The sequence below is a fragment of the Microbacterium sp. NPDC077644 genome (assembly GCF_040702785.1).
GTDB lineage: Bacteria > Actinomycetota > Actinomycetes > Actinomycetales > Microbacteriaceae > Microbacterium.
This window is the reverse complement of record NZ_JBFBME010000003.1, coordinates 40,847-64,762: the sequence shown is the minus strand read 5'-3', so window position 1 is coordinate 64,762 and position 23,916 is coordinate 40,847. Positions and strand designations below refer to the sequence as shown.

General features: G+C 69.2%; 27 protein-coding genes and 1 tRNA gene. 17 read left to right on the top strand and 11 right to left on the bottom strand.

The features are described from left to right. Positions 1 to 142: 142 nt before the first annotated feature. Both AB0269_RS12330 and AB0269_RS12325 read right to left on the bottom strand, forming a co-directional pair. On the bottom strand, positions 143 to 361 hold the full coding sequence (locus AB0269_RS12330; RefSeq protein WP_366211570.1) for an acyl-CoA carboxylase subunit epsilon: 219 nt from the start codon (positions 359 to 361) through the stop codon (positions 143 to 145). Next, positions 358 to 1,953 (bottom strand): acyl-CoA carboxylase subunit beta, encoded by a 1,596-nt coding sequence (locus AB0269_RS12325; RefSeq protein ID WP_366211569.1) that lies wholly within the window; start codon positions 1,951 to 1,953, stop codon positions 358 to 360. The genes AB0269_RS12330 and AB0269_RS12325 overlap by 4 nt, the downstream gene beginning before the upstream one ends. A gap of 170 nt (positions 1,954 to 2,123) precedes the next feature. Between AB0269_RS12325 and AB0269_RS12320 the strand changes: the two genes are divergently transcribed. Then, on the top strand, positions 2,124 to 2,315 hold the full coding sequence (locus AB0269_RS12320; RefSeq protein WP_366211568.1) for a DUF4177 domain-containing protein: 192 nt from the start codon (positions 2,124 to 2,126) through the stop codon (positions 2,313 to 2,315). Further along, on the top strand, positions 2,312 to 2,830 hold the full coding sequence (locus tag AB0269_RS12315) for a DUF2165 domain-containing protein (RefSeq protein WP_366211567.1): 519 nt from the start codon (positions 2,312 to 2,314) through the stop codon (positions 2,828 to 2,830). The genes AB0269_RS12320 and AB0269_RS12315 overlap by 4 nt, the downstream gene beginning before the upstream one ends. Positions 2,831 to 2,834: 4 nt before the next feature. Here AB0269_RS12315 and AB0269_RS12310 read toward each other — a convergent pair whose 3' ends face one another. The 3 genes from AB0269_RS12310 to AB0269_RS12300 form a co-directional block, all read right to left on the bottom strand. After that, positions 2,835 to 3,137: a hypothetical protein gene (locus AB0269_RS12310; RefSeq protein WP_366211566.1), complete on the bottom strand. Its 303-nt coding sequence runs from the start codon at positions 3,135 to 3,137 to the stop codon at positions 2,835 to 2,837. 74 nt (positions 3,138 to 3,211) lie between these two features. Next, complete coding sequence (locus AB0269_RS12305) at positions 3,212 to 4,195, bottom strand: hypothetical protein (RefSeq protein WP_366211565.1); 984 nt, start codon at positions 4,193 to 4,195, stop codon at positions 3,212 to 3,214. Positions 4,196 to 4,272: 77 nt separating this feature from the next. Beyond that, positions 4,273 to 4,965 carry an NTP transferase domain-containing protein gene (locus tag AB0269_RS12300; RefSeq protein WP_366211564.1) on the bottom strand — a complete coding sequence of 231 codons (693 nt, stop codon included), beginning with the start codon at positions 4,963 to 4,965 and terminating at the stop codon, positions 4,273 to 4,275. Between the two features lie 231 nt (positions 4,966 to 5,196). Between AB0269_RS12300 and AB0269_RS12295 the strand changes: the two genes are divergently transcribed. Genes AB0269_RS12295 through AB0269_RS12285 form a run of 3 tightly spaced genes read left to right on the top strand, consistent with a single transcriptional unit; the run spans position 5,197 to position 8,450 of the window. After that, the gene (locus AB0269_RS12295; RefSeq protein ID WP_366211563.1) at positions 5,197 to 6,603 is read left to right on the top strand and encodes an ABC transporter ATP-binding protein; all 1,407 of its coding nucleotides are present in this window, start codon (positions 5,197 to 5,199) and stop codon (positions 6,601 to 6,603) included. 11 nt (positions 6,604 to 6,614) lie between these two features. Then, positions 6,615 to 8,144, top strand: coding sequence for a hypothetical protein (locus AB0269_RS12290; RefSeq protein ID WP_366211562.1), 1,530 nt, complete (start codon positions 6,615 to 6,617; stop codon positions 8,142 to 8,144). Positions 8,145 to 8,183: 39 nt separating this feature from the next. Beyond that, positions 8,184 to 8,450 (top strand): DUF3039 domain-containing protein, encoded by a 267-nt coding sequence (locus AB0269_RS12285; protein WP_175985570.1) that lies wholly within the window; start codon positions 8,184 to 8,186, stop codon positions 8,448 to 8,450. A gap of 54 nt (positions 8,451 to 8,504) precedes the next feature. Here the strand turns inward: AB0269_RS12285 and AB0269_RS12280 are convergent, their stop codons facing one another. Next, positions 8,505 to 9,830, bottom strand: coding sequence for a nicotinate phosphoribosyltransferase (locus tag AB0269_RS12280; RefSeq protein ID WP_366211561.1), 1,326 nt, complete (start codon positions 9,828 to 9,830; stop codon positions 8,505 to 8,507). A gap of 38 nt (positions 9,831 to 9,868) precedes the next feature. On the opposite strand from AB0269_RS12280, the gene murI reads away from it, so the two are divergent. The 4 genes from murI to AB0269_RS12260 all read left to right on the top strand — a co-directional run bounded on the left by murI (position 9,869) and on the right by AB0269_RS12260 (position 13,161). Continuing rightward, the gene (murI, locus tag AB0269_RS12275; RefSeq protein ID WP_366211560.1) at positions 9,869 to 10,738 is read left to right on the top strand and encodes a glutamate racemase; all 870 of its coding nucleotides are present in this window, start codon (positions 9,869 to 9,871) and stop codon (positions 10,736 to 10,738) included. Continuing rightward, on the top strand, positions 10,731 to 11,468 hold the full coding sequence (gene rph / locus AB0269_RS12270; protein ID WP_366211559.1) for a ribonuclease PH: 738 nt from the start codon (positions 10,731 to 10,733) through the stop codon (positions 11,466 to 11,468). The genes murI and rph overlap by 8 nt, the downstream gene beginning before the upstream one ends. Positions 11,469 to 11,470: 2 nt before the next feature. Next, positions 11,471 to 12,064 carry an RdgB/HAM1 family non-canonical purine NTP pyrophosphatase gene (gene rdgB / locus AB0269_RS12265; protein ID WP_366211558.1) on the top strand — a complete coding sequence of 198 codons (594 nt, stop codon included), beginning with the start codon at positions 11,471 to 11,473 and terminating at the stop codon, positions 12,062 to 12,064. Between the two features lie 185 nt (positions 12,065 to 12,249). Then, a complete protein-coding gene (locus AB0269_RS12260; RefSeq protein WP_366211557.1) occupies positions 12,250 to 13,161 on the top strand; it encodes a cation diffusion facilitator family transporter in 912 nt (303 codons plus the stop codon). A 13-nt stretch (positions 13,162 to 13,174) separates the two neighbouring features. Here AB0269_RS12260 and AB0269_RS12255 read toward each other — a convergent pair whose 3' ends face one another. After that, positions 13,175 to 15,520, bottom strand: a complete 2,346-nt coding sequence (locus tag AB0269_RS12255; RefSeq protein WP_366211556.1) for an ATP-dependent DNA ligase — start codon at positions 15,518 to 15,520, stop codon at positions 13,175 to 13,177. A 54-nt stretch (positions 15,521 to 15,574) separates the two neighbouring features. On the opposite strand from AB0269_RS12255, the gene AB0269_RS12250 reads away from it, so the two are divergent. Then, positions 15,575 to 16,384 (top strand): Ku protein, encoded by an 810-nt coding sequence (locus AB0269_RS12250; RefSeq protein ID WP_366211555.1) that lies wholly within the window; start codon positions 15,575 to 15,577, stop codon positions 16,382 to 16,384. Here the strand turns inward: AB0269_RS12250 and AB0269_RS12245 are convergent. Both AB0269_RS12245 and AB0269_RS12240 read right to left on the bottom strand, forming a co-directional pair. After that, on the bottom strand, positions 16,381 to 17,139 hold the full coding sequence (locus AB0269_RS12245) for a VTT domain-containing protein (protein WP_366211554.1): 759 nt from the start codon (positions 17,137 to 17,139) through the stop codon (positions 16,381 to 16,383). The two genes, AB0269_RS12250 and AB0269_RS12245, sit on opposite strands and share 4 nt — an antisense overlap. A gap of 47 nt (positions 17,140 to 17,186) precedes the next feature. Continuing rightward, a tRNA-Leu gene (locus AB0269_RS12240) sits at positions 17,187 to 17,268 on the bottom strand. A 131-nt stretch (positions 17,269 to 17,399) separates the two neighbouring features. Here AB0269_RS12240 and AB0269_RS12235 point away from each other — a divergent pair. Genes AB0269_RS12235 through AB0269_RS12205 form a run of 7 tightly spaced genes read left to right on the top strand, consistent with a single transcriptional unit; the run spans position 17,400 to position 21,814 of the window. Continuing rightward, positions 17,400 to 18,542, top strand: a complete 1,143-nt coding sequence (locus AB0269_RS12235; protein ID WP_366211553.1) for an ATPase, T2SS/T4P/T4SS family — start codon at positions 17,400 to 17,402, stop codon at positions 18,540 to 18,542. Beyond that, positions 18,539 to 19,399, top strand: a complete 861-nt coding sequence (locus tag AB0269_RS12230) for a type II secretion system F family protein (RefSeq protein WP_366211552.1) — start codon at positions 18,539 to 18,541, stop codon at positions 19,397 to 19,399. Before AB0269_RS12235 ends, AB0269_RS12230 begins: the two co-directional genes overlap by 4 nt. After that, the gene (locus AB0269_RS12225) at positions 19,396 to 20,337 is read left to right on the top strand and encodes a type II secretion system F family protein (RefSeq protein WP_366211551.1); all 942 of its coding nucleotides are present in this window, start codon (positions 19,396 to 19,398) and stop codon (positions 20,335 to 20,337) included. Before AB0269_RS12230 ends, AB0269_RS12225 begins: the two co-directional genes overlap by 4 nt. Positions 20,338 to 20,373: 36 nt before the next feature. Then, positions 20,374 to 20,571, top strand: coding sequence for a hypothetical protein (locus AB0269_RS12220; RefSeq protein WP_227531313.1), 198 nt, complete (start codon positions 20,374 to 20,376; stop codon positions 20,569 to 20,571). Between the two features lie 13 nt (positions 20,572 to 20,584). After that, positions 20,585 to 20,974, top strand: coding sequence for a TadE/TadG family type IV pilus assembly protein (locus AB0269_RS12215; protein WP_366211550.1), 390 nt, complete (start codon positions 20,585 to 20,587; stop codon positions 20,972 to 20,974). A gap of 37 nt (positions 20,975 to 21,011) precedes the next feature. After that, positions 21,012 to 21,398: a TadE family protein gene (locus AB0269_RS12210; protein ID WP_366211549.1), complete on the top strand. Its 387-nt coding sequence runs from the start codon at positions 21,012 to 21,014 to the stop codon at positions 21,396 to 21,398. Beyond that, complete coding sequence (locus AB0269_RS12205; RefSeq protein WP_366211548.1) at positions 21,395 to 21,814, top strand: pilus assembly protein TadG-related protein; 420 nt, start codon at positions 21,395 to 21,397, stop codon at positions 21,812 to 21,814. The genes AB0269_RS12210 and AB0269_RS12205 overlap by 4 nt, the downstream gene beginning before the upstream one ends. 12 nt (positions 21,815 to 21,826) lie before the next feature. Here the strand turns inward: AB0269_RS12205 and AB0269_RS12200 are convergent, their stop codons facing one another. Both AB0269_RS12200 and AB0269_RS12195 read right to left on the bottom strand, forming a co-directional pair. Further along, complete coding sequence (locus AB0269_RS12200; RefSeq protein WP_366211854.1) at positions 21,827 to 23,047, bottom strand: MFS transporter; 1,221 nt, start codon at positions 23,045 to 23,047, stop codon at positions 21,827 to 21,829. A gap of 64 nt (positions 23,048 to 23,111) precedes the next feature. Beyond that, positions 23,112 to 23,903: an endo alpha-1,4 polygalactosaminidase gene (locus tag AB0269_RS12195; RefSeq protein WP_366211547.1), complete on the bottom strand. Its 792-nt coding sequence runs from the start codon at positions 23,901 to 23,903 to the stop codon at positions 23,112 to 23,114. Between the last annotated feature and the right edge of the window lie 13 nt (positions 23,904 to 23,916).

Genomic DNA, 23,916 nt, shown 5'->3' with positions numbered 1-23,916 from the left:
ACCCACCGCGGGAGATCGATCACCGTCTGCCTACCCTGGGGCAGAGAGACCGATCGAAACGCGAAGCGTCGATATCAGTCTGACGAGGCGCAAGAGCTTTGTCTGTAGGTATTTCGGGGGACAACGATGCGACTGAATACGTTCAGCCGGAGAAGCGTCCCCAGGGGATGTCTCGGCGCAACGGCGCGCGCATCGGACGCTGCGTGCGCTGCCATGCCGAGATCCGCGGCGTCTCGGCGACGGCTGCGGCCGCTTCGCGCTCATACGTGTCGGAGACGACGGCGATGAGCGCGGCCAGCTCCTCCTCGTTCGCGCTGCCGCGGACGATGCGCAGATCGGGGGATGCGTGCTCGTCGGTCACAGCGGGATGTTCCCGTGCTTCTTCGGCGGGAGCTCCGCGCGCTTGCCGCGCAGGGCGCGCAGCGCCTTGGCGATCGAGACGCGGGTGTTCGCAGGCTCGATGACGCCGTCGATCTCACCGCGCTCGGCGGCGAGGAACGGGCTCGTGACGCTGTAGGTGTACTCGTTGGCCAGGCGCGTCCGGACGGCGGCGACGTCCTCGCCGGCCTCCTCGGCGCGCTTGATCTCGTTGCGGTACAGGATGTTGACGGCGCCCTGCCCGCCCATGACGGCGATCTCGGCGGTCGGCCAGGCGAGGTTGACGTCCGCACCGAGCTGCTTGGAGCCCATGACGATGTACGCGCCGCCGTACGCCTTGCGGAGGATCACGGTGACCAGTGGGACGGTGGCCTCGGCGTAGGCATAGATGAGCTTGGCGCCACGGCGGATGACGCCCGTCCACTCCTGGTCGGTGCCGGGGAGGTAGCCGGGGACGTCGACGAGGGTGACGATCGGGATGGAGAACGCGTCGCAGAAGCGCACGAAGCGGCTGGCCTTCTCGCCGGCCTCGATGTTCAGCGTTCCGGCCATCTGCGAGGGCTGGTTGGCGATGATGCCGACCGAGCGTCCCTCGACGCGGCCGAAGCCGATGACGATGTTCGGGGCGAACAGCGGCTGCACCTCGAGGAAGTCGTCGTCGATCACGTGGTCGATGACGGTGTGGATGTCGTAGGGCTGGTTCGCGGAGTCGGGGATGAGGGTGTTGAGGGTGCGGTCGGCATCCGTCGTCTCCCACTCGAAGCCGGACTCGTAGCCGGGGATCTCGGCCATGTTGTTGTCCGGCAGGAACCCGAGGAGCGTGCGCGCGTAGTCGATCGCGTCATCCTCGTCCTCTGCGAGATAGTGCGCGACACCCGAGCGGGTGTTGTGCGTCAGCGCGCCGCCGAGCTCCTCCATGCCGACGTCCTCGCCGGTCACGGTCTTGATGACGTCCGGTCCGGTGACGAACATCTGGCTGGTCTTGTCGACCATGATGACGAAGTCGGTGAGGGCCGGTCCGTAGACGGCACCGCCGGCGGCCGGGCCCATGATGATCGAGATCTGCGGGATGACGCCGGAGGAGCGGGTGTTCAGGCGGAAGATCTCGCCGTACTTGCTGAGCGCGAGCACGCCCTCCTGGATGCGGGCGCCGCCGGAGTCGAGGATCCCGATGATCGGCATGCCGCTGGTGAGGGCGAACTCCATGATCTTGATGATCTTGTCGCCGGCCACTTCGCCGAGCGAACCGCCGAAGGTGGTGAAGTCCTGCGAGTAGACGGCGACGGTGCGGCCGTGGATCGTGCCGATACCCGTGACGACCGAGTCGCCGTACGGCCGGTTGCGGTCCATGCCGAAGGAGGTCGTGCGATGACGGACGTACTCGTCGAACTCGACGAAGCTGCCGTTGTCGACGAGCAGCTCGATGCGCTCGCGGGCGGTCATCTTGCCCTTGGCGTGCTGCTTCTCCTGCGCGATCTTCTCGGGCTCTGTGACCGCCTCGTTGAGGCGGGAGCGGAGGTCGGCGATCTTGCCGGCGGTCGTGGAGAGGTCAGGGGTGTCCGTCACGGATTCCACCCTAGCGCCGGGATGCCGCGCCACGTTGGATGCCTCGCACAACGGGGCGGCCGTTCCTTTGGCGGGTCGAGCGAAGCCCCGGTGCAGACCTGCGTTCCTCCGCGCCCTCTGTCGAGTCGGCCGCGTCGCCGCTATGGTGGGCGGCAGATCGCTCAGCGGAGGGGGTTTCGATGACCGAGTATGACTTCGTCAGCATCCCGATCACCAGACATCGTGACGGGCATCGCCTGGCCGACGACTATCGCCTCGTGATCCGCGAGCGCGCCGAACGCGGCTGGAAGTTCGTGCAGGCGATCCCGTTCGACACCCACTCCGAGCCGCGGTTCGATCTCGTCTTCACTCGAAAGGGAGGATCACGATGACGTATCCGCTCCGCCTGCTCCAGGCTCTGACGGTGTTCCTGTCCGGTCTGTTCGCGCTGTTCGTCTTCGCGGGCAACCTCATGGACTATGACTCCAACTTCCAGTTCGTCAAGCACGTGCTGTCCATGGACACCACCTTCGAAGGCAATGCCCTGATGTGGCGGGCGATCGATGTCACGTGGATCCACCATGTCGCCTACATCGGCATCATCCTCGCGGAGGGGACGTTCGCCGCGCTCGCCATCACCGGCGGAATCCTGCTGTTCCTGCGCCGCAACGACATTGCCGCGTTCAACCGCGCGAAGGTGTGGGGATACGCGGCCTACGGGCTCGGATTCCTCATCTGGTACGTCGGATTCGTCATCATCGGCTCGGAGTGGTTCGCGATGTGGCAGTCCTCATCGTGGAACGGCAAGGACACTGCCATGAACATCAGCATGCTCTGGGGAGTGTTCGCGGTGCTGCTCGCCATGAACGAGCCGGTGCGGGAGAAGGCCACCGCCGACCTCGCCTGAGGCCTCACACGACGAACCGCCACACGTACTCCAGGCCGTCGACCGGCCGGAACCAGGCGAGCGTGACGACCACCTCGTCGGGGTCCGCTGCGCACAGGCACAGCTCGATGTCCTCCGACGGCAGCACCTGGCCCCACAACTGCGTGCCGTCAGCGCGCTGGTCGTCGCGGAAGACCCGGACGAAGTCCGCGCTCTCAGCGCTGCCGTTCGTGACGACGGGATGCTCGGGGTCGGCGCGATCGATCAGCCACGGAACGCGATAGGCGGGCGGAGGAGGGGCATCAGACGGCTGGATGGCTCGCAACATGCCGCCACGCTAGGCACGACCGCCGACGCCGGAACGCCGTCCCGGCATCCCCCGTAGCGACCGGGGGAGAAGCCCTATGAAGCCGAGTCTGTGGAGAGCGAGTCGATCTCGTGTCCGCCGAGGGCGCCCTCCGATGCGATCGCATCCCTCGAGCCGGCGCCGTTCTTCCTGCCCGCACGGCCCACGGTCCGCGCGACCGTCCCCGCACTGCGCGACACCACTCCGGCGACACCGGTGATGGCCGAGCCGGCGTAGCGGACTCCGCGCAGCATCCGCAGCTCCAGCTTCTCGGCGCCGGCACCGGGCTCGAGCTCCGCAGGGAGCACGGCGGGTGCGAGGCCGAACGCCTTGCGGGACGTGGTCAGCACGCGTCGGCCCAGCAGATGGTTGCCGGCGCCGCCGACTGCGGCGCCGATCCCGAACGGCATCGCCTTGCCGACGAAGGATGCTCCGCCTGCAGCGGCGAAGTGCTTCACGAACCGGGTCTTGAGCTGGTCGACGACGGGACCGATCGCAGCGCGAGGCAGTGATTTCGTCACGAGCTCCCCCCAGTAGGACGAGCGGTTCGTTCCCTTCCCCGTGGCCTGCCGGGCCAACTGGCCGACGAGATCCACGCCCTCCTTGCCGAGCATCAGCGTCATGACCAGGGCGCGAGCACGGTCAGGATTCTCGATCGCGATGCCGTGCACTTCGGCGAGGGACTGGGCGAACAAGGCCGTCGACTCCAGGAACCCGAGCGTCTCGACTCCGGACAGCGCCAGCGTCACACCAGTGCCGATCCCCGGCACGACGGCGGTCGCGCCCACCGCTGCGCCACCCGTCGTGACGGCCGCCAGGTAGCGGCGCTCGAGGATGCGGACGATGCGGTCCGGCGTGGCATCCGGATTGCGCAGACGGATGCTCCGGATGTGCGCCAGCACGAGCGGCCGCTGGATCGACAGCACCTTGTCGAGCCCTCGCACGGTCAGCGGATGCTCGTCGGATCCCACCGGCGGCACGCCCTTGTCCCAGGCGGAATCATCCGGGAGGGAGTGGATCTTGTGCACCTTCTTGGCCATGGGCAGATCCTATGCACGTCGTCCGCGAGAATGCCGAAAGCCCGGACCCACGCGGGACCGGGCTTTCGAAACGAGGCTCAGACGAAGAGGTTCGCGCGCTCGAGGTCTTCGGCGAAGTCGACCTCGACGGCGTAGAAGTCCGAGACGTCCATCGGCTCGAGCAGCAGGCCGTCCTCGGCGATTGCGAGCTCCAGGCCGCCCTCGAAGTACTCCTGGTCGTCGACGCGCGCGAGCTGGCGCATGAAGGCCTTCTTGTACGTCGACGAGATGTAGTTGATGCCGATGGCCTCGCCCAGGCCGCCCTTGACGGACTTGGAGAGCTCCTTGATGAACCCCTCGGCGGTGACGGTGTACTTGACCTCTTCGTCGCTGACCTTGGAGGTGTTCACGGCGACGAACGACTGGTCGCGCTCGATGTACTCGATCGCGCGTCCGAGGATGCGGGGGTCGAAGACGACGTCGCCGTTCATCCACAGCACGCCCGACTTGCCCGTCGCGCCCAGTGCGCGCAGCAGGCTCTTGGACGTGTTCGTCTGGTCGTAGCGCTCGTTGTGCACGTAGTTCGCGTTCGGGAACGCCTCGATGACGGTCTCGGCACGGTACCCGACGACGGTGGTGATGCGAGCTTCGCCGCCGAAGACGGCGCGGATGTTCTCGTGCTGCTGCTGCATGATGGTGCGGCCGTCGCTGAGCTGGGTCAGCGGCTTCGGCAGTGCGCGCCCGAGGCGCGAGCCCATGCCCGCGGCAAGAATGACGGTCTGAAGAGTCACGAATACTCCTAAAAAGAATCTGTGTTCACGGCCGGTTCACCGGCCAGACACTTCTTCGTGCCGTGGATCATGCTAGCGATGCCCGCTGGAAAGCCCCGGGGTGAGGCGTGCCCGTTGCCGTTTCGTGATCAGGTACACACCGAATCCACAGGTGCGCGATCCGGAGCGTCTCCTGTGCCGATTGTTTCGCGAGACCCCGAGAAAGTCCACGGCCGTTGATACGTTAGAGCGGTGACTGCTCCAGTGGATGACCACGACGAACAGCCGGATGTCGCCTCCGCCGCACCGGCCGAGGAGAAGGCGGCCACGACGCGGACCTCGGCGGTCAGGATCGTCGCTGCGCGCCCGACCAAGAAGCCCGCAGGACGCGCCTCCGTACCGCGCACGACCGCGGCCAAGGCAGCGGCAGTGAAGTCCGCCTCGGCCCGCAATGCGGCGGCGAAGGCCGAATCCGCGGATGCTGAGACCAAGGCCAAGGAAGCCAAGACAGCTGCCGCGAAGCGAGCCGCAGCCAAGGCCGCCGCCACCCGGGCGGCGAAGGCCGCCGCGGCACAGGCTGCCAAGGAGGAAGCGAAGGCCGAGCGCGAGAAGCAGGAAGCGGAAGCCGAGCGGGAGAAGCAGGACGCGCAGGCTCTCGCTGACGCCGAGGCCGCAGCGCTCGTCGCTCAGGAACCCGACGCAGTGCCCGAGGAACCGATCTTCCGGTCACCCGCCCCGGCGGCGACTCCGAAGCCTGAGCCTGAGCCTGAGCCTGAGCCTGAGCCTGAGCCTGAGCCTGAGCCTGAGCCCGAGCCCGAACCCGAACCCGAACCCGAACCCGAGGTCGATGCGGCGGCCGCCGCGGAAGCAGTGGTCGTCGACGTGCACGCGCCTGCGGCATCCGACGCGATCGTCGTCCGCGGCCTGGTCAAGGACTTCGGCGATCAGCGCGCCGTCAACGCGATCGACCTGACCGTGCCTGCCGGATCGTTCTACGGAATCGTCGGCCCCAACGGCGCGGGCAAGACCACGACCTTGTCGATCCTCGCCGGCCTCCTGCGCGCCGATGCGGGCGAGGTCGAGATCTGCGGCATCGACCAGGCGAAGAATCCGCTCGGCGCGAAGCGCGTGATGGGCGTGCTGCCCGACCGGCTGCGCACGTTCGACCGCCTCACCGGCCGCCAGTTGCTGCACTACTACGGGCTGCTGCGAGGGCTCTCGGCCGACGTCATCGAGCAGCGCTCCGCCGACCTGATGCGCGCGTTCGACCTCGCAGGTTCCGTCGGACGCGTCGTCTCGGACTACTCGGCCGGCATGACGAAGAAGATCATGCTCGCGGGAGCCATGATCCATTCGCCGCGCGTGCTCGTGCTCGATGAGCCGTTCGAGTCCGTCGATCCGGTCTCATCCGCCGTGATCCTCGACATCCTCCGCGCCTACGTCGACCACGGCGGCACGGTCATCCTCTCCAGTCACGGCATGGACCTCGTCGAACGGGTGTGCTCCCGCGTCGCGATCATCGTCGGCGGAGAGGTCCTCGCCGAGGGCACCGTAGATGAGGTGCGGGCGGGGCAGACGCTCGAGTCCCGCTTCGTCGAGCTCTCAGGAGGCGCGAGCGAGGTGGAGGGGCTCGAGTGGCTGCACACGTTCTCCGACTGAGGTTCGCCCTCATGCTCGGTGCCCTCCGGGGCGACCGGGTCGTGCGCACCATCGCCGGGTTCGTCGTCCTGGCCGCGGTCACCGTCATCGTCTGCGTCGCGCTGCTGAGCCTCGCCGACGCGCCGCTGCCGGTGGCGAGGACTGTGATCGTCCTGGGGGGAGCCGCGGCGGTGCTGGGCTTCCTCGTCGGACCGATCCTCACCGGCACCGCGGATCAGCTCGATCCGCGACGCTTCCGGGTGTTCGGCGTCGATGTGCGCGCGATGCCGTGGATCCTCGCGCTCGGCGCCCTCGTCAGCGTGCCGTCGATCGCCCTTGCGGCCGTGGCCGTGTGCTTCGTCATCACCCTCGTCGCCCTGGGGACGCCGCCCATCTTCGCGATCCTCGCCGCAGTGTTCGGAGTGCTCTCTCTCGCGATCGCCGCACGCATCGGCATGGCCGTCAGCTCGCTGCTGCTCCCGGAACGGCGCTCGCGCGAACTCACAGCACTGTTCGTGCTCGCCGTGATCGTCGTCGCGTTCCCCGCGGCCGTCTTCTTCGCATCGCTGGAATGGGACGGCCTCGTGCCGGATGCCGTGGCATCCCTCGCGTCCGTGATCGCCTCGACCCCCTTCGGGGCGGTGCCGGGCTTCGCCCTCGCCGTCGCCGCAGGCGATGCATCCGGAGCGTGGCTCAGCGGACTCGTCGCCCTCGTGACCGTGATCGCATTGGGCGCGTTCTGGGCATGGCTCGTCGCACGCCTGCTGACGCACACGGATCGCCCGGCGACGACGCGCGAGCGGTCGGGTCTCGGATGGTTCGGGCTGCTGCCGTCGAACGCCTTCGGGGCGATCGCCGCACGCAGCCTCGTCTACTGGTCGCGCGACCGCCGGTACATCGTCAACGTCGTGATCGTGCCGATCGCCGGAGTGCTGACGGTGTTCCCGCTGCTGGTCGCCGGTGTCCCGCTGTACATCGCCGCTCTCGTGCCGGTGCCGGTGATGGCGCTGTTCTTCGGCTGGCTCCCGCACAACGACGCCGCGTACGACTCCACGGCCCTGTGGATCCACGTCGCCAGCGGTGTCCGCGGCGCGGCAGACCGCTTCGGGCGTCTGGTGCCGATCGCACTCGTCGCGCTCCCCGTGCTCGCCATCGCGATCCCCGTCAGCCTCGCCCTCGTGGAGAGCTGGTACCTGCTCATGCCGATGATCGGCCTTGCGGCCAGCCTGTTCCTCGGCGGACTCGGCGTCTCGAGCATCCTGTCGGTCACCTCGCCGTACGCCGTCTCGAGGCCGGGCGACAGCCCGTTCCAACAGCCTCAGCGTTCGGCATCTCGTGCCGGATACGCCCCCGCGATCGGTTTCATCGCGACCCTCGTGCTCAGCGCACCGACGATCTGGCTGTTCGTCATGACGATCCTCGAGGACGACGCGTACAACCCGGCGACGTTCTGGGTCGGACTCGCCACCGGTGTCGTCGTGCTCGCCGCCGGTGCGATGATCGGCGGGCGCGTGTGGGACCGCGGCGGTGAGCGCCTGATGGAGTTCGTCGAGACCGCGTGAGACCGCCCGCGCGGGGCTTCCGACGATTAGACTCAGCGCATGAGTACTCCGCTGGACAGCCCCGATCAGGGCGGCGTGGCAACGCTTGATCGCGAACTGGAAGAACTTCTCAAAGAAGAGAATCTCGAGCCCGGCGACCACGAGCGCTTCTCGCACTACGTGAAGAAGGACAAGATCCTCGAGTCCGCCATCACCGGAAAGCCCGTACGCGCGCTGTGCGGCAAGAAGTGGACGCCAGGGCGTGACCCGGAGAAGTTCCCGATCTGCCCGACCTGCAAGGAGATCTACGAGTCGATGGTCGGCTGAGGCCCTTCGACGGGCTCAGGGATCGACGGGTTCGGGGTCCGTCCGGATCAGCGATCACTCCTGATCGACGAAGACCGTCCGGATGGCCGGGTCGGACTTGCTGAGCGCGAGCGCGCGCACCGGCAGCTCCTCCCGCACGCGCAGGTGGTGCTCCCGCGCGGAGGCAGTACCCGCCGCGCCCTCGTACGACTCATCGATCTCGCCGGCGTCGACGAGCACGACCTGGAGCGGGCGCGAATCGGGGTGCTCCGCCGCCGTGCCGAGCGCCTCGAAGCCGTCGGAGACGACGATCGTCTCGGCTGTCGCGACGCCGCTTGAGAGCGTGCGGAACGCCGCCTTGCGGCCGCCCTTGGATCCCTTGTCCGCCGATGCCTTCGCCACCGGGACCCAGGAACCGGCGGCATCCTGCCTGGCGACGAGCTTGTACACCATGCCGGCCGTCGGGTAGCCGGATCCGGTGACGACCGACGTGCCCACGCCGTAGAAGTCGACGGGGGATGCCGCGAGGGCTGCGATCGCGTATTCGTCGAGGTCGCTCGTGACCGTGATCTTCGTGCCCGTCGCGCCGAGCTCGTCGAGCTGGGTGCGCACGGCGGCCGCCACGGTCGGCAGGTCCCCGGAATCGAGACGGACCCCGCCGAGGCCGGTCCCGGCGACGCGGATCGCGGTGTTCACGCCCTCGCGGATGTCGTAAGTGTCCACGAGCAGCGTCGTCCCGGTGCCGAGGCTGTCGATCTGCGCGCGGAAGGCGTCCTCCTCGGTGTCGTGCAGGAGCGTCCACGAGTGCGCGGCGGTGCCCATGGTCGGGATGCCCCATCGGCGTCCTGCCTCGAGGTTGCTGGTCGCGCCGAACCCGGCGATGTACGCAGCGCGTGCGGCAGCGACCGCGGAGTGCTCTGCGGCGCGGCGCGAGCCCATCTCGGCCAGGGGGCGCTCGCCGGCGGCGATGCTCATCCGTGATGCGGCGGTGGCGACCGCGGAGTCGTGGTTGAGCACGCTCAGCGCCAGGGTCTCGAGCACGACGGCATCCGCGAACGATCCCTCGACGGTGAGGATGGGGGAGCCGGGGAAGTACAGCTCGCCCTCGCGGTAGCCGTGGATCGACCCTGCGAACCGGTAGTTCTCCAGGTACGTGAGCGTCTCGGCATCCACCACGCGGTTGTCGCGCAGGAACCGCAACTCGTCGTCGCCGAAGCGGAAGTCGCGCAGCAGCGAGAGGAGCCGCCCCGTTCCCGCCACGACCCCGAAGCGCCGTCCGCCGGAGAGGCGCCGGGCGAAGAGCTCGAAGACGCTGGGTCGCGCGGCGGTGCCGTCGCGCAGGGCCGCGCCCAGCATGGTGAGTTCGTAGCGGTCGGTGAGCAGCGCCGTCGACGAGGTCATCCGCTCAGCTTAGTGAGCGCGGGGTAGGCTGGGGACTCATGAACGCGGCACCGATCGGCATCTTCGACTCCGGTGTCGGCGGACTCACGGTGGCCCGTGCGATCCGCGCCCAGCTGCCGCGCGAATCCTTCGTCTACATCGGCGACACGCTGCACTCGCCGTACGGGCCCAAGCCCATCGCCGACGTCCGCCGTTACTCCCTCGAGGTGCTCGACACGCTCGTCGACCAGGGCGTGAAGATGCTCGTGATCGCCTGCAATACGGCATCCGCCGCCATGCTGCGCGACGCTCGCGAGCGTTACGACGTGCCTGTCGTCGAGGTGATCGGTCCCGCCGTGCGCCGGGCCGTCTCGACGACGCGCAACGGGCGCATCGGCGTCATCGGCACGGTCGGCACGATCGGATCGCGCGCGTACCAGGACATGCTCGAGGTGAACGAGCAGCTCGAGGTGTTCACGGCCGCCTGCCCGCGGTTCGTCGAGTTCGTCGAGGCGGGCGTGACCGGTACGCCGGAGGTGATCGCGACGGCCGAGGAGTACCTCGCACCGCTGCGCGAGGCGAACGTCGACACCCTCGTGCTCGGGTGCACGCACTACCCGTTCCTGCGCGGCGCGATCAGCTATGTCATGGGTGAGGGCGTATCGCTCGTCTCCAGCGATGACGAGACGGCCGGTGATGTGTACCGGCAGCTCATGCGGGGCGACCTGCTGGCCCCGCCGGATGCGCGGGCGACCTACGTGTACGAGGCCACCGGGGAATCCACCGAGGAGTTCACCGCCCTCGCGAACCGCCTGATGGGCACCGAGGTCCGCGATGTGCAGCACGTGCAGACCGGTGTCATCACGCTTCCCGACCTCTCAGAACTCGCCGACGATTCGGCATCCGACCCGAAGGAGACCCATGTCTGACATCGTCCGCGCGGACGGCCGCGCCGCGAACCAGCTCCGCGAGATCACGATCGAACGCGGCTGGAGCGCGAACGCCGAGGGCTCGGCCCTCATCAGCTTCGGCGGCACGAAGGTGCTGTGCACGGCATCCTTCACGAACGGCGTCCCGCGGTGGCTGACCGGCAAGGGCAAGGGCTGGGTCACCGCCGAATACGCGATGCTGCCCCGTGCCACGAACAGCCGGAACGACCGTGAGAGCGTCAAGGGCCGCATCGGCGGCCGCACGCACGAGATCTCGCGCCTGATCGGCCGCGCGCTGCGCGCCGTCGTAGACACCAAGGCCCTCGGCGAGAACACCATCGTGATCGACTGCGACGTGCTGCAGGCCGACGGCGGCACCCGCACGGCAGCGATCACCGGCGCCTACGTCGCGCTCGCCGATGCGATCGAATGGGGTCGTGAGAAGAAGTTCATCGGCAAGAACGCCACGCCGCTCATCGACTCGGTCGCCGCGGTCTCGGTCGGCATCATCGACGGCGAGCCGATGCTCGACCTTCCGTACGTCGAGGACGTGCGCGCCGAGACCGACATGAACATCGTCGTCACCGGTCGCGGTCTGTTCGTGGAGGTGCAGGGCACCGCCGAGGGCGCGCCGTTCGACAAGCGCGAACTCGATGCTCTGCTCGAGCTCGGCGTGGCAGGATGCGCGACGCTCAAGGAGCACCAGCTCGCAGCACTCGCGGGCGAGTGATCATGCAGGTCGTCCTCGCCACCCACAATCCGCACAAGGTCGCGGAGTTCGGGCAGATCGTCGCGCTGACGCGCCCGGACCTCGAGGTGATCGGTTACGACGGGCCTGAGCCGGTCGAGGACGGCGTGACGTTCGCCGACAACGCGCTGATCAAAGCGCGCGCCGCAGCCGCACACACGGGTCTGCCCGCCATGGCCGACGACTCCGGCATCTGCGTCGACGTGCTGGGCGGATCGCCCGGCGTCTTCTCGGCCTACTGGGCGGGGCAGAAGAAGGATGCCGCGGCGAACCTCGAGCTGCTGCTCGATCAGCTCCGCGACATCGCCGACCCGCACCGGTCGGCGCACTTCACCTCGACCATTGCGCTGGTCGCACCGGACGGCGTCGAGCACGTCGTCGAGGGGATCTGGCCTGGTCGCCTGGCGCACGCCCCGGCGGGGGAGAACGGCTTCGGCTACGACCCGATCTTCATCCCCGCCGGCCAGCAGGCAGGCGCCGAGCGCACCGCCGCCGAGCTCTCCGGCGAGCAGAAGCAGTCCCAGTCGCACCGGGCCCGGGCGTTCGAGGCGCTCGTGCCGCTGCTGAAGACGCTCTGACTCCGCGCCGCGCGGCGACGTCGGACCTGAAAGCAGACTTTCGGGCCTGCGAGCGCGGCGATGGACCCGAAAGTCTTCTTTCGGGATGGCGCGACGCGCGCGGGCGCGGCGCTACTGAGAATCGTTACCCTTCCCGACTAGCGGGAATGGCCTCTGACGGCCGATTCCGCTCGTAGCCTGGATGCATGCACGATCATGCGCACGGGATCCGAGGGGCCGGCAGCCGGCGACTCCTGACGATCTCGCTGTGCCTCACGGCGACGGTGATGGTCGTCCAGGTCGTCGGCGCGCTGCTGACCGGTTCCCTCGCGCTGCTCGCCGACGCGGCGCACATGTTCACCGACGCCTCGGCCCTCGTGATCGCGCTCATCGCCAGCACGGTGGCCGCGCGGCCTGCCGACGACCGGCGCACGTTCGGTTACCAGCGCGCCGAGGTGCTGGGCGCGCTCATCAACGCCATCATCCTCATCGTCCTGGCCACGAGCGTCGGCATCGAGGGCGTTCGCCGGCTCGTCGAGCCCGCAGAGACCGAGGTCGCCGGCCCTCTCATGCTCGCGGTCGCCGTGATCGGACTCGTCGCCAACGCGGTCGCGATGTGGCTCCTCAGCTCCGCGCAGAAGACGAACATCAACGTCCGCGGCGCGTACCTCGAGGTCCTCGGCGACATGATCGGATCCGCGGCCGTGATCGTCGCCGCCGTCATCATCGTCACGACCGGATGGATGCCGGCAGATGCCCTCGCCTCGCTGTTCATCGCCGTCATGATCATCCCGCGGGCCATCACGCTGCTGCGCGAGGTGTTCTCGGTCCTCGCCGAATCCGCGCCGAAGGACACCCACGTCAGCGAGATCCGAGACCACCTGCTCGGCTTCGACGGAGTCACCAGCGTCCACGACGTCCACGTGTGGCAGCTCACCCGTGGCGCGCCCGTGTTCACCGCGCACGTCGGCGTCGACCCCGCGGTGTTCGCACGGGGACAGGCAGGAGCACTCCTCGAGCAGCTCCAGGGATGCCTGGCCGAGCACTTCGACGTCGCGCACTCGACGTTCCAGCTCGAGCCGGACGGACAGGCCGAGTGCACCGAGACGCACGCCTGAAACAACACGTGGGTCATTCCACGCGGATGTCGGCGACGTCCTTGTCGGGCCGCAGGCCCCGCCAGCGCGCGTGACGCAGCGAGCCGTCACCGGTCCACCCGGCGAACTCCACCTCGCCGACGAGTTCGGGCCTCACCCACAGCGCGTCGCTCGCGTCGAGGTCGGGGACGCCCTCGAGATCGGTCTCCTCCGTGCGCAGCGGAGTGAGCCGCTCGAGCAGATCGCGCAGCATCCGATCGTCGAACCCGCTGCCGACGCGCCCGACGTAGCGCAGTTTTCCGTCGGCATCCGGGACGCCCAGCAGGAGTGACCCGAACGTTCCGGCGCGGTTGCCCTTTCCGGGGCGGATGCCGGCGATCGCGACCTCCTGCGTTCTCGTGTGCTTGATCTTCAGCCAGTCGCCGGAGCGGGTGCCCGGGCGGTAGCGGGAGCCCGCAGCCTTCACCACGACCCCTTCCAGGTCGAGGTCCCGGCTGGTGCGCAGTGCGGCATCCAGATCGTCGAAGACCGGGGGCACGAGCACAGGCCGGTCTGCGCTCTCGCCGAGCGTCTCCAGCAGGGCACGGCGGTCCCGCAGCGGGATGCCGCTGAGATCGTGGCCGTCCAGTCGGACCAGGTCGAACAGGTGGTACGCGATCGGGGTGCGGACGACCTCGCGTTCGATCTCCCGCCCCTTCGTGAGGTGCATGCGGCGCTGCAGCAGCCCGAAGCTCGGGCGGCCGGAAGCATCCAGCGCCACGATCTCGCCGTCGACGACGGCATCCGCGCACGCGAAGTGCGGGGCACCGTCGGCGGTGAGCTCGGGATACCGCTCGGTGATGTCGGTGCCGCTGCGCGCGTGCAGGCGCAGCCTGCCGCCCTGCCAGGTGCCGATGGCGCGGATGCCGTCCCACTTGATCTCGCTCCACGTGTCCTTCAGCGCCGCCGCGAGACCGGGCGTGCCCGCTTCGGCGAGCATCGGACGGACGACAGCCGCCGGGGAAGCCGGTTTCTGGTCCTTCATGCGATGCAGCAACCAGGACGACTTCTCGCCGGACCCGTCCGTGCGGATGAGGGCGAGTCGGGCACGACCCAGTGGGCCTCCGCCGCTGAACGTCCCGATGACCTCGTCGTCGCGCCACTTCTCGAGCTCGACGGTGCCCGAGTCCCAGATCGTCATGGTGCCCGCCCCGTACTCGCCTCGGGGGATCTCGCCGTGGAAGGTCAGGTATTCGAGCGGATGCGGCTCGGTCATCACGGCGAGGCGATTGCGTGCGGGGGCCTCCGGGACGCCCTTGGGCACAGCCCAGCTCACGAGCACGCCGTCGTGCTCGATGCGCAGATCGAAGTGCTTCGCGCGCGCGTGATGCTCCTGGATCACGAACCGGGGGAGCGGCCCAGCCGCGGTGACCGCTGTCCGCTCGGGAACGGGCTCGGGCGTGCGCGCGGCATCGCGCTTGGAGCGATAGCGGGCGAGCGCGGCATCCGCAGATGACGGCCCGAAGCCGGCGAACGGATCGATGCCCTCCTCGACCCGCTCGGCGACCTCGTCGAGGTCGAGATGGCGCAGCCCCGGGTCGTCGAGCTCTGCCCACGTGCGCGGCGCGGCGACGGTCGGCCGCGCCCTGCCGCGCAGCGAGTACGGCGAGATCGTGGTCTTGGAGCCGTTGTTCTGACTCCAGTCGATGAACACCCTGCCACCGCGGACGGCCTTCGCCATCGTGCTCGTCGCGAGGTCGGGGTGATCCGCCTCGATCGAACGGGCCAGCTCGTGGGCGATCGCCGACGCCTGGTCGCTCGTCTGGCCGCCGTCCAGATGCGCGTACAGGTGGATGCCCTTGCTGCCGCTCGTGACCGGCACCGGGTCGAGGCCGATGTCGGCGAGGATCTCCCGCGCGAGCCGGGCAATGTGCGCGCACTGGGCGAGATCGGCCCCCGGCCCGGGGTCGAGGTCGAGGACGAGGCGATCGGGGTTCCGGCGCTCGCCGCCTGACTCGAACCGCCATTGCGGAACATGCAGCTCGATGCTCGCGATCTGCGCCATCCATACGAGGGTCGCCAAATCAGCGGCGATCGGGTAATCCTTCGCGCCGCCGGAGTGCTCGATCGGCAGGCGCTGCACCCACTCGGGCGCCCCGCGCTCGATCTGCTTCGCGAAGAACGCCTCGCCCGGAGCATCCGCCGTCCCCACGCCCTCGACCCAGCGCTTGCGCGTGACGGGCCGGCCGGCCAGCAGCGGCAGCATCCGCGGGCCGACGCGCGTGTAGTAGGCGATCATCTCGCCCTTGGTCGTTCCCGTCTCCGGGTACAGCACCTTGTCGAGGTTCGTCAGGCGCAGACGCCTGCCGTCGACCTCGACGACCTGCGCAGCGCTCGGCATGTTCGAAAGACTAGCCTCTGGCACCCGGGGCCCTCGGCAGTGTCTACTGGTCTCATGAGGTCGATCTGGAAGGGCGCCCTGACGTTCGGGCTGGTGAACGTGCCGGTGAAGGTGTATTCCGCCACCGAGGATCACGACGTCTCGCTGCACCAGGTGCATGACGAGGACGGCGGGCGGATCCGGTACAAGCGCATCTGCGAGGTGTGCGGCGAGGTCGTGCCGTACCAGAACATCGACCGCGCCTACGAGGACGACGGGCAGATGGTCGTGCTCACCAAGGAGGATCTCGATGCGCTCCCTGCCGAGCGCAGCCGCGAGATCGACGTGGTCGAGTTCGTGCCGAGCGATCAGGTCGATCTGCTCACGCTCGACAAGGCCTACTACCTCGAACCCGATTCGAAGTCGCCCAAGGCGTACGTGCTGCTGCGCAAGACGCTGGAGCAGACCGATCGCACGGCGATCGTGCGCTTCACGCTGCGGCAGAAGACGCGGCTCGCGGCCCTCCGCGTACGCGGGGACGTGCTCGTGCTGCAGACGCTGCTGTGGGCGGACGAGGTGCGCGAGGCGTCGTTCGAAGCGCTCGACGAGGACGTGCAGATCTCGAAGAAGGAGCTCGAGCTCTCGGCGAACCTCGTCGACAGCTACTCGGGGGACTTCGAGCCGGAGTCGTTCGTGGACGAGTATCAGAAGGAGCTGCGCACGCTCATCGACGCCAAGATCGAGGCCGGCGACACGTTCGACGTCGCCGAGACGTTCGCGGGCGGCGAGGATGCTGCGTCATCCGGCGGCGAGGTCATCGACCTCATGGAGGCTCTCAAGGCCAGCGTGGAGAAGTCGAGGGCCAAGAAGAAGGACGCGAGCTAGTGCTTGCCGTCGCCGTCGAGATCGGGCGCGCGGTCGAACACCTCTGAGTCGAGCGCGAGAGCCTCGGCCTCGGCGGCATCCGTCTCGACGTCCTCGCCGGCCTCGCGCGCCTTGCGAGCCTTGCGGCGCTCGGAGAGGTAGTGCCAGAGCGTGATGATCGCGGTTCCGCCGACGGCGAGGAGCAGGATGACGTCGATGTACTCGACGACGAGGTCGCGCACCCACGGGATGTACGCGATCAGGTAGCCGACCATCGTCAGGCCGAACCCCCAGATGACGGCGCCGATGAGGTTGTAGAGGCTGTACTTCTTCCACGGCATGTGGCCGACGCCCGCCGCCACCGGTGCGAACGTGCGCACGATCGGCACGAACCGGGCGAGGATCACGGTGAGCCCGCCGAAGCGCTCGAAGAACGCGTTCGTGCGCTCGACGTTCTTCCGGCTGAACAGGCCGGATTCCTTGCGTTCGAAGACCGCGGGTCCGCCCTTGTGGCCGATGAGGTATCCGACTTCGCCGCCGAGGAACGCCGCGAGAGCGATGAGCAGCGAGACGACCCAGATGTTCATGCCGAAAACGTTGCTGGTGTGGGTCAGGAGACCGGCGATGATCAGCAGCGTGTCACTGGGGAGCAGGAAGCCCACCAGCAGCCCGGTCTCGGCGAAGACGATGAAGCACACCACGAGCAGCGCCCAGGGGCCGGCGACGCCGATGATGTACGCCGGGTCGAGCCAGGGGATCAGAGCGATGTCATGCATGGGTTCCCGTCGAGCAGAGTCGTGCGGCGGTCAGTGAATGCTGCCGGTGCGGAAGGTGGGACTTGAACCCACACGCCGTGAGGCACAGGAACCTAAATCCTGCGTGTCTGCCAATTCCACCACTCCCGCGCGGTGCCTCCAGTCTAGGTGCGCGGCCGACACCGGTCAGCAGGGGATTCCGTCCACACGGTTGGGGGAAACCCGAATCGGGCTGTGGATAACTTTCGAGGCCGCTTGCGGATTCTTGCGAGGATGCCGGGGTGAGCCAGCCGTCCCTCGTCGTCGCCGAACGCGTGCGACGTCGTCTGCGCGCCGAACGCACCGACCCGGCGCTCGCCCCCGACGAGGCCAGGCGCATCGCGCAGGCCGAGGTCCGCCGCCACAACGACCTCGCGCTGTCGCGCGGCGACGCGATGATCGACGACGAATCCGCGCTGGTGCGCGACGTGCTGGCCTCGGTCAGCGGATTCGGCGTGCTGCAGCCGCTGCTGGACGATCCGACGATCGAGGAGGTCTGGCTGAACGGACCAGACCGCGTGTACATCGCTCGGGGCGGGGTCTCGGAGCGCATCGCGCTGGGGCTCACGGATGCCGTGCTGCGCGACCTCGTCGAGCGGATGCTGCAGTCCACCGGCCGTCGCGTCGACATCAGCCAGCCGTTCGTCGATGCGTCGCTGCCGGACGGATCGAGACTGCACGTCGCGATCGCGGATGTCGTCCGCGGGTCGTGGGCCGTGAACATCAGGAAGTTCCTGCCCGGATACCGCACCCTGGACGCGCTCGTCGACCTGGGCACGATGCCCGCCGACGTCGCCGAGCTTCTGCGGCGGGCGATGCGCGACGGATCGAGCGTCATCGTCTCGGGCGCGACGCACGCGGGCAAGACGACGCTCCTGGGAGCGCTGCTGGCCTCGTGCGCCGACGCGCAGCGCATCGTCACGGTGGAGGAGACCTTCGAGCTCGCCGTCGACGGCCCGGATCTCGTCGCTCTGCAGGGCCGTCAGGCGAGCCTGGAGGGAACGGGCGAGATCACCCTGCGCCGACTGGTCAAGGAGGCGCTGCGCATGCGGCCCGACCGGCTCGTGGTCGGCGAGGTGCGTGACGCCGAGGCGCTCGACCTCGTCCTCGCCCTGAACACGGGTGTGCCCGGCGCGGGGACGGTGCATGCGAACTCGGCGGTCGAGGCGCTCGAGAAGCTCACCCTCCTCCCGCTGCTGGCCGGGCGCAACATCGACCGCTCCTTCATCGCGCCCGCGCTGGCGACTTCGGTCTCGCTGGTCGTGCACTGCGCTCGCGACGCCGCAGGCGCCCGATTCGTGCAGGAGATCGTCGCGCCCACGGGCGAGGTGGTCGAGGGGCGGATCATCACGCGGTCCGTCTACCGCCGGGAGTCGGGCGCATGACGCTGCTGCTCGGGGCGCTGCTGGCGGCGGGAGTCCTGCTGTGCGCGTCGCCCTGGCTGTGGCCCGCGCGCGAGCGGGTCGAGCGGACCGGACGCCGCGACGACCACCTGACCCGTCTCATCGAGGAGGCGGGGCTGGCGTCCGTCGAGCGGCACAAGGTGCTCGCGGTCATCATCACGCTCGCGCTGGTCGCCGCCGCGGCCGTGTGGCTGCTCACCGGCATCCCCGTCCTGGCGCTGCTCGCGGCGATCGCTGCCGGCGCCGCCCCGATCGCGTACCTCCGAGCCCGCCGGCTGCGGCTGCTCAAGGCGCGCAGGCAGATGTGGCCGGACGTGTGCGATCTGCTCGTGGCCGCGATCAGGGTCGGACTCTCGCTCCCCGACGCCGTCGCGAGCCTCGCCGAGTCCGCGCCCACCGCGGTCCGGCCGGCGTTCGTCGTGTTCGCCCGAGACCTCCGAGCGACCGGCCGATTCGAGAGCAGCATCGAACGGCTCAAGACGACGCTCGCCGATCCCATCGCCGACCGCATCATCGAGGCGCTGAAGATGACGAGGCAGGTCGGCGGCACCGAGCTCACCGGAGTGTTGAGAGCGCTGTCGTCCTCGGTGCGCGCGGATGCCGCGCTGCGCGGCGAGGTCGAGGCGAAGCAGTCGTGGATCCGCGGGGCCGCCGTGCTCGGCGTGGTCGCGCCCTGGGTCATTCTGCTGCTCCTCGCGCTGCGCCCGGAAGGCGCGCAGGCCTATGCAAGTCCGGAGGGCGTCATGGTCATCGTCGCCGGGGCGGTCGTCTCGGTCGTTGCCTTCCGCATCATGATCCGGATCGGGCGCCTTCCTGAGCCTCGGCGGTGGTTCGCATGAGCATTGTGACGGATGCCGCGACCGCGATCCTGCTCGGGGGACTGCTGGGAGCGGGGATCATCTGTATCCTCATGGCGGCCCCGCGCTGGCGTGCGGCCTCGTTGACCGCGCGCATCGCTCCCTACGTGCGCGACGCGGTGGATGACGCCGCCCTGCCCGCGGGCGTCCTTCCCGTCGCCGGCATCCTGCCGGTCGGTGGGACGGGGACGATCGGTCAGCGGCTGCGCACCCGCCTCCTGCACGGCATCGGCGACGCCGAGGCGCTCGCGCACCGGCTGGCGCAGGCGGGCTCTGACACTGAGCCGGCGGCGTTCCGTGCACGGCAACTGGGATGGGCGCTCGGCGGATTCGGACTGGGGAGCGCACTCGTCATCGTCCTGGCCACCACAGGGCGGATGACACCCGCGGCCGCTGTCCTGCCGATCATCCTCGCCCTGGGCGCGGCGATCGCCGTGGACATGCTGTTGACTGCGCGCGTCAGGTCACGCCTCGCTCGGCTCAGCGACGAACTGCCGACGATGCTGGAGTTCCTCGCGCTGTGCCTGTCCGCCGGCGAGGGATTCCTCGACGCCCTGCGGCGGGTCGCCGCGATCGGCTCCGGTGAGCTGACGCAGGAGCTGCGTCAGGTCGTGCTCGCGGTCGGGACCGGATCTCCGCTTGCCGACGCACTCGGCGAGATGGCGTCGCGCCTCCGGCAGCCGGGGCTCTCCCGGGCGGTCGACCAGATCGTCGCGGCGCTCGAGCACGGCGCCCCGCTCGCGGCGGTCCTGCACGCGCAGGCCGCGGATGCGCGCGAGGACGCCAAACGGACGCTGATCGAGCAGGCCGGTCGCCGCGAGATCCTCATGATGCTGCCGCTCGTGTTCCTGATCCTGCCGCTCAGCGTTCTCTTCGCCGTGTTCCCCGGCATGTTCATCCTGCAGCTCGGCCTCGGCTGACAGTCAGGACGACCGACCCCCATGAAAGGACGAATGATGAAGCGAGTACGAACCTGGTGGGCGCAGCTCACCGTCGACGCGCGCGATCTCGCGGAGGACGACCGGGGAGACGTGCCCGGCTGGGTGCTGGTGACGTTGATGACCGCAGGATTGGTCGTGTTGATCTGGGCGGTCGCTGGTCCTGCGCTGACCGGACTGTTCGAGCAGGCGATCTCGCGGGTGTCCGGGCTCTGAGATGCTGCGGTGGGTGGATGCGGGCGAGGATCGCGGGTCGAGTCCCGTCGATTTCGTGCTCGTCGGCGCCCTGTTGACCGCTCTCACGCTCGCCGTCCTCCAGCTCGGGTTCGCCGTGTACGTACGCAATGTCGTCCACGACGCGGCCGTGGAGGGCGCCCACTACGCGGCCCTCGCCGACACCACGCTCGACGACGGAGCCGAGCGCACCAGGCTGGCCATCTCCCGCGCCGTGGGCGATGCCTTCACCGGCGACATCGTCGTGTCGCAGAGCGACCGGCTCGGGCATCCCACCGCCGTCGTCACCGTCCGCACGACGCTGCCGATCATCGGTCTGATCGGCGTCCCGTACGCGTTGGAGGTGGATGCGGATGCGCCGATGGAGTCACTGGGGGAGGAATGACGATGGGTCGGCGGCACTCGAGTTCATCACTGTCGGGGTGATACTCCTCGTCCCGCTCGCGTACCTCATCATCACGCTCGGCACCGTGCAGCAGGCGATGCTCGGCGCTGAGGCGGCCGCGCGGCACACGGCACGTGTGATCGGTCAGGCCGAGAACGCGGCGGATGCCGCCGACCGGGGCGATGCCGTGCTCGCCAGCGTCATCGACGAATACGACCTGAACGCCGCCGACGTCGACGTGTCGGTGACCTGCACACCGGCCGGAGCGGACTGCCCGCGCTCGGGAGCGACGGTCGTCGTCACCGTCAGCACCCGCGTCTCGCTGCCGTTCGTGCCCGAGATCTTCGGCCTCGATCGTGCGACGCAGATCCCGCTCGAGGCCGCGGCGGCGCAGAAGGTCTCGCGCCTGTGGGGCGAGCGATGACGGCTCGTGCGCTCAAGGACGACGACGGCAGCATCCTCCCGCTGCTCCTGGGCTACGTCGTGCTCGCGCTCGCCGTGGTCTTCGTCTGCACCTGCGCCACCGACCTTTACATCGCGCAGAAACGACTGGATTCGCTTGCGGATGCCGCAGCCCTCGCGGGCGCCGACGGTTTCACGCTCGTCGTCGAGGGCGAGAGTGTCCGAGCCGAACTCACGGACGACGGCGTGCACGAGCAGGCCGCGGCGATCGTGGGCGCGACGTCCTCCGGCGCGCAGCTGGTGTCGGCATCCGCGCCCGACGGCGTCTCGGCCCGCGTGACCGTCTCGGCCGCCTGGCATCCGCCGCTGGTGTCGGCCTTCGTCCCGGACGGCGTCCTGCTCGAGGCGACCGCGACGAGTCGCACGGCCCTGCGTTGATCTGCCGGGGAGTCAGGCGGGCGGGCCCTGGCGGGGACTGAACCGCGGGATCCACCGGATGAACCCGAGCGCGCCGAGGATCCCGACGGCGCCCATCAGCGCCGCTGCCACCGACAGCGACGCGATCGCGGTCACGCCCGACACGATCAACGGCGCCGCGGCGCCTCCGGCATCCGTCAGCGTCCGCCACGATCCGAGGAACGGAGCAGGGTCCTGCTTCGGGGCGACATCCGCACCGAGGGTGAGCAGGATGCCGCTGGAGAGCCCGTTGCCGACGCCGAGCACGGCGGCCAGCATCCCGAACCACAGCACCGCGGCCTCGCCGTCGTGCGTGAGCGACAGCACGAGGAACCCGGCGCCCATCAGCACCATGGCGGGCATCGCCGCCCAGAGCCTGCCGAACCTGTCCATCACCTGGCCGCTGGCGTAGAACAGGGCGAAGTCGATCGCCCCGGAGACGCCGACGACCAGCGCGATCGTCTGGGCGTCGAGCCCGAGCGACACGCCCCACAGCGGAAGCATGACCTGGCGTGCCGAGCGCACCGCCGACAGCGACGACGCGGCGAGTCCGAGTCGCCCCAGCACACCGCGGAAGCGCCACATCGTGCGGAAGATCCCGACCCGCTCGAACGTCGGGATCGAGCCGCTCACCGCCTCGCCGGAGTCCTCGACGAGAGGGGAGCTCGGCAGGGGAGCGTGGGTCTTCTCCGGGTCCGGCCCGAACAGCACGAGCACGACCATCACCACCAGGCACGCCATGAAGAACCAGATCGCGGCCTGCTCCGTGCCGAACAGCTGCAGCAGACCGGCCGTCACGAACGGGCCGACGAAGACGCCGAGGCGGAAGCTCCCGCCCAGCAGCGAGAGGGCGCGTGCACGGAACTCCAGCGGAACGCGGGTCGTCATGAACGCGTGCCTGGCCAGCCCGAAGGCGGCGGCGCAGAACCCCAGCAGGAAGACGGATGCCGCGAAGACCGCGATGACCGGCGCGAACGCCATTCCGGCGACGGCGATCATCGAGACGACACCGGCGATCACCATCGTGAAGCGCTCGCCGATGCGGGCGACGGCCCACCCGGCAGGCAGATTGCCGCACAACTGGCCGACGACGAGGGCGGAGGCCACGAGCGCCGCCGCGGCGACATCTGCTCCCATGTTCGCCGCTATCACCGGGATCAGCGGGAGAACGGCGCCCTCGCCCATCGAGAAGAGGATGGTGGGCAGATACACCATCGGCCCGAACTGTCTCAGGACGCTGGATGCACTGCTCACCCCGCCACGCTACTCCCGCCCGCGATCAGCACGTTCCGCGCACATATGCGCTGTCGCCGGGGCGCGTCAGATCGCGGTCGCGCACGATCGCCGTCGGCGGCGTTCCTGGCCGTGCGCACAGCACCTCGAACGGCTCCGGCAGGTTGTCGGTGTACTCGATGTCGAGCACCGTGGCATAGACGTCGGTGTACGCCGTGCACTCCCCGTACGCCGCGCACTCCTCGGCGATCGCGAAGTCGAAACCGGCATCGTCGCGGAGGGCGACGGCATGTTCGGCGGCATTCTTCTGCGCCGCCGCGAGACCGGAGGCGTGCGCGATGTCGACGAGTTCCTTCGCGACCGCGACGGCATCCTCCCGGCTCAGCGCACCGTCCGATCGGGTGAACGAGTCGAGATTGTCGAACTCCACGGCGTCGAAGCCGTCGGCGGCGCAGTCGCGGATCCATCCGCCGATGCGGTCGACGACGACGGCGGCGCCTTCGGGGTCGGCGACGTCGAGCAGCACTTCATCGGGCCAGTCCGGATCGACGACGCGGACCCCGGAGTCATCCGTGAGCAGCGCCGCCTCCGGCCACGCGTCCTCGTCGCCCGGCTGCGTCTGGAACGCGTTCACGTAGCAGATCGAGTACAGATCGGGATGCGGCGAGGCGGTGCGGTCGCGGACGACGATCTCGACCCCGGCCGGCTCGTACGCGCCGCCGAGCTGGTAGTCGAACGCGGCATCCGGTGGCGGGGGAACAGGGTCCGCTGCGCCGTTCGCGCATCCCATGAGCAGGACGGCGAGGATCGCCGGCACCGGCCATGTTCGACTGCGCACACCTCAGGCTATC